This window comes from Rhizobacter sp. P2_H2, from assembly GCF_056403375.1.
The window spans coordinates 1-2,599 of record NZ_JBFUFP010000788.1 but is presented as its reverse complement, the minus strand read 5'-3'; the positions used below and the strand labels follow the sequence as shown (position 1 = coordinate 2,599).

Here is a 2,599-nt window from a genome sequence, read left to right as displayed (position 1 = left end):
GGCCCAGGCCTGGATGTGGGACCTGATCCACGCGCGGCTGCACGCCGACTTCAAGCACCACCCCCGCGTGCACGCGGCGCTGGCCGGCATCACGCAGGACGTCGCCGCCGCGCGCGTCGCCCCGTCATCGGCCGCGCACACGCTGCTGCGCCTTTTCTTCTCGTCCCCGTCTTCCATCCCGGAGTGAGCTGACATGCACGACATCCTCGAACAACTCGAAGCCAAGCGCGCGCTCGCCCGCCTGGGCGGCGGCGAGAAACGCATCGCCGCCCAGCACGGCAAGGGCAAGCTGACGGCCCGCGAACGCATCGAACTGCTGCTCGACGAAGGCACCTTCGAAGAATGGGACATGTTCGTCGAGCACCGCTGCCACGACTTCGGCATGGCCGACAACAAGGTGCCCGGCGACGGCGTCGTCACCGGCTACGGCATGATCAACGGCCGCCTGGTGTTCGTGTTCAGCCAGGACTTCACGGTGTTCGGCGGCGCGCTCAGCGAAGCGCATGCCGAGAAGATCTGCAAGGTGATGGACCAGGCGATGAAGGTCGGCGCGCCGGTGATCGGGCTCAACGACTCCGGCGGCGCGCGCATCCAGGAAGGCGTCGCCTCGCTCGGCGGTTATGCCGAGGTGTTCCAGCGCAACGTGATGGCCTCGGGCGTGGTGCCGCAGATCAGCATGATCATGGGCCCGTGCGCAGGCGGCGCGGTCTACTCGCCGGCGATGACCGATTTCATCTTCATGGTGAAGGACAGCTCGTACATGTTCGTCACCGGCCCCGAGGTCGTGAAGACCGTGACGCATGAAGAGGTGACCGCCGAGGAGCTGGGCGGCGCGGCCACCCACACCAGTCGCAGCGGCGTGGCCGACCTGGCGTTCGAGAACGACGTCGACGCCCTCGCGATGCTGCGCCGGCTCTACAACTACCTGCCGCTGAACAACCGCGAGAAGGCGCCGGTGCGGCCGAGCAACGATCCGGCCGAGCGCATCGACCTGTCGCTCGACACGCTGGTGCCCGACAACCCGAACAAGCCCTACGACATGAAGGAGCTGATCGTGAAGACCGCCGACGACGGCGACTTCTTCGAGCTGCAGCCCGAGTACGCGAAGAACATCATCATCGGCTTCTGCCGCATGGAGGGGCAGACGGTGGGCGTCGTCGCGAACCAGCCGCTGGTGCTGGCCGGATGCCTGGACATCAAGAGCAGCATCAAGGCGGCGCGCTTCGTGCGCTTCTGCGATGCGTTCAACATCCCGGTGGTGACCTTCGTCGACGTGCCGGGCTTCATGCCGGGCACCAGCCAGGAGTACGGCGGCATCATCAAGCATGGTGCGAAGCTGCTGTATGCGTACGCCGAGTGCACGGTGCCGAAGATCACGGTGATCACGCGCAAGGCGTACGGCGGCGCCTACGACGTGATGAGCTCCAAGCACCTGCGCGGGGATGTGAACTTCGCGTGGCCGAACGCCGAGATCGCGGTGATGGGGGCGAAGGGCGCGGTCGAGATCATCTTCCGCGACGAGAAAGGCGATCCGGCCCGGCTCGCGGCGCGCGAGGCCGAATACAAGGCCAAGTTCGCGAACCCGTTCGTGGCCGGCGCGCGCGGCTTCATCGACGACGTGATCCAGCCGCACGAGACGCGGCGGCGCATCTGCCGATCGCTCGTGATGCTGCGCAACAAGAAGATCGAGAACCCGTGGCGCAAGCACGGGAACATCCCGCTGTGAGGGGCATGAAGATGTTCACCAAGATCCTGATCGCCAACCGCGGCGAGATCGCCTGCCGCGTGATCCACACCGCGAAGAAGATGGGCATCCAGACGGTCGCCGTCTATTCCGATGCCGACCGCGACGCCCGCCACGTGGAGCTCGCCGACGAGGCGGTGCACATTGGTCCGGCACCGTCGCGCGAGTCCTACCTGGTGATGGACAAGATCATCGCCGCCTGCAAGCAGACCGGCGCGCAGGCGGTGCACCCGGGCTACGGCTTCCTCAGCGAGAACGAGGAGTTCGCGCGCCGCGTCGAGGAGGAAGGCATCGTCTTCATCGGCCCGAAGCATGCGTCGATCGCCGCGATGGGCGACAAGATCGCGTCGAAGAAGCTGGCGGCTGCCGCGAGGGTCAACACCATCCCCGGCCACAACGCCGCGATCGACACTGCGCAGCATGCGGTCGAGATCGCGAAAGGCATCGGCTACCCGGTGATGATCAAGGCGAGTGCCGGCGGCGGCGGCAAGGGCCTGCGCGTCGCGTTCAACGACAAGGAGGCGTTCGAAGGTTTCACCGCGTGCCAGAACGAGGCGCGCAACAGCTTCGGCGATGACCGCGTGTTCATCGAGAAATTCGTCGAGGAGCCGCGCCACATCGAGATCCAGGTGCTGGGCGATGCGCACGGCAACACCGTCTACCTGTGGGAGCGCGAGTGCTCGATCCAGCGCCGCCACCAGAAGGTGATCGAGGAGGCGCCCAGCCCCTTTCTCGATGAGAAAACCCGCCAGGCGATGGGCGAGCAGGCGGTGGCGCTCGCGAAGGCGGTGAACTACCAGTCGGCCGGCACGGTGGAGTTCGTGGTCGGCAAGGACCGCAGCTTCTACTTCCTCG

At 66.4% G+C, this 2,599-nt stretch carries 2 protein-coding genes and 1 pseudogene; all 3 read left to right on the top strand.

What is annotated here, in order from left to right:
• Positions 1-187: pseudogene (locus tag AC1D15_RS26320) on the top strand (hypothetical protein); the annotation flags it as partial.
• Positions 188-193: 6 nt separating this feature from the next.
• A complete protein-coding gene (locus tag AC1D15_RS26315) occupies positions 194-1,726 on the top strand; it encodes an acyl-CoA carboxylase subunit beta (RefSeq protein ID WP_047504708.1) in 1,533 nt (510 codons plus the stop codon).
• Between the two features lie 11 nt (positions 1,727-1,737).
• Positions 1,738-2,599 (top strand): ATP-binding protein (locus AC1D15_RS26310; protein ID WP_477828312.1); only part of this gene is annotated, 862 nt, incomplete at its 3' end.